At 37.5% G+C, this 1,815-nt stretch carries 1 protein-coding gene; it reads right to left on the bottom strand.

The window, feature by feature from the left end:
- A partial coding sequence (locus SMIDD26_RS03135; RefSeq protein WP_061438873.1) for an N-acetylmuramoyl-L-alanine amidase occupies positions 1–1,362 on the bottom strand: 1,362 nt, incomplete at its 3' end.
- Positions 1,363–1,815 lie beyond the last annotated feature (453 nt).

Raw genomic sequence — 1,815 nt, 5'->3', positions numbered from 1 at the left:
AATACCTTCAACCAACTTATCTTGGTATTGATCACTACGGATTCGTTGGTTTTCTTCTGGATTATCCATATAACCCAACTCCAATAACACAGCAGGTTTCGCAGTCTCACGAAGAACAGCGAAGGTGGCTTGCAGAAGCCCAGCATCTCTAGCACCTGTCTCGGTCAAGAGAGATGAATGAAGGTCAGCTGCCAAACGATTACTTTCACTTATACGATCTGGATTATTATGCCAGTACTGGTTAATCTTGCTCGGGTAACCTGCATCTTCCTTATAAGAATAAGTCTGTATTCCCAGATTCAGTGTTGTGTCATTCCCAGTAGCGTTAAAATGAATACTAATAAAGAAGTCTGCATTCGTCTTATTTACCATACGAGAACGCTCTGTCACAAAGTCAACATCCACATCACTATCACGAGATGTTAAAACTGTATAGCCAAGTTCTTCTAAACGTTTCCGTAATTTACGAGAGACCTGTAGATTCAAATCTTTTTCAGCTATTCCATAATAGTAAGCGCCCGAATCACGTCCACCATGCCCAGGATCTAGGAAGATAGTTTTAGTATAGCGCCCCTTTTCAAATCCTTTTGGAAGTTCTTGCACCCATTTACCATTATCTTTGAAAAAATGACTACTTCCATCAATAGTATAAGTTCCAGTGACATAAACACCATCTTCTTTAAGATAATACCAAGCTTGATAATCTTGATCATAAATCCACTCTTTGTGAGCCATGTAGCCACCAGATTTTAGATAGTAAGAGCCAACCCATTGCTGTTCAGCATAGTGCCCACCTGACTTGAGATAAAACCAGCTAGAGTAGTTAGGATCGTACACCCATTCTTTATCTGCCATAGCCCCACTGGACTTCAGGTAATAATTTCCCTTCCAGATATTAGCCATCATGGTACCATTTTGATCAAATGCATACCATTTACCATTGATTTGACTCCATTGGTTAGACAGATATTTTCCTGAGCCATTGGCGTAGTACCACTTGTTAGCCATCTGATACCAGCTATTTTCAAGTAAGTAACCATTCTTATCAAATAGGTAGCCCTCATAAAGAGTATCTGTAAATTTGACACCTGTTTGACTATAATAAGTCCACTTCCCGTCTTCTTTTACCCAACCAGTTTGTAGCTTAGACTCAGTAGAAAGAGTTGGCTTTGTCTCCTGCTTACTCGAACTAGGAGTCGTTGGCTGGTTTTCTGTAGTTGCTTGAGAAGCATTTGCAGAGCTAGTAGCTGAACTACCGGTAGAGTTATTCGTAGAATGACTAGCATCATTAGCTAGAACTGTTTGGCTAGTGAATCCAAGAAGAGCTAGAGCAAGAATCGTAAATTTCTTATATGATTTCATTTATTTAACCTTTCTAGGGGAATGGAATCCCTGTGTTATTGAGTTATTTGACTTCCTTGATGAAGGAAGATTTGTTCTACATCCTCTAAACTATAATTTATATGATATCATGGAGTGTTTAGCTTATTTAAATATGTAAAACCTAAAAAGTATGGCTAAGTGGGAACCTTAAAAATTCAATTTCTGAACACCTCATCTCGCTTCAGATAGTTATCGAACAAGTCGAGTAGATTTCATTAAAATCATCTATTTATATTATACACCAAATTTAAGAAAAATTTTTGCAAACATCTAAATTTAAAATAAATCTAGTCCCTAGCTATACCGAATTTTAGTTTACTCTGCCCAGTAGAGATGTTATAATAAAAATAGGAGGACACAAAATGAACAATAAAACTAAAAAGTTCACACTTGCTACAGTTTTAGTACTTTCCTTGTTAGGTGCTGGAACTC

It is taken from the genome of Streptococcus mitis (genome assembly GCF_001579035.1).
GTDB lineage: Bacteria > Bacillota > Bacilli > Lactobacillales > Streptococcaceae > Streptococcus > Streptococcus mitis_J.
Note: the sequence above shows the minus strand (reverse complement) of the source record. Positions and strands in the feature narration are given on the sequence as shown.